Consider the following 244-nt stretch of genomic DNA (forward strand, 5'->3'; position numbering starts at 1 on the left):
CCGCCAAGGTTCATTTCTTCCACCGAACGACGCAAAAGCCTTTGAGCGTCTGAACACCACGCGCGTAAAGCAGGTTCGTCGAACGCGGACCCGGAATTTGCCCTTGCAGACGACATGGTGACTTGTACTCTCTAATCTCGCCAATAGGCTGTTGGTCGGAAACGAGGTAGCCAGGACATGCACATTCGAAGGGCCGTTTCTGCTGACGCCGAGGAGCTGAGCAGTCTCCCGAACGAGATCATCC

1 pseudogene is annotated in these 244 nt (G+C 55.7%); it reads left to right on the plus strand.

Annotated features, from left to right (window positions below):
• Nucleotides 1-177: 177 nt before the first annotated feature.
• Nucleotides 178-244, plus strand: a pseudogene (locus AF337_RS46355) (GNAT family N-acetyltransferase); the annotation flags it as partial.

The organism is Rhizobium ecuadorense (assembly GCF_001187535.1).
Taxonomy (GTDB): domain Bacteria; phylum Pseudomonadota; class Alphaproteobacteria; order Rhizobiales; family Rhizobiaceae; genus Rhizobium; species Rhizobium ecuadorense.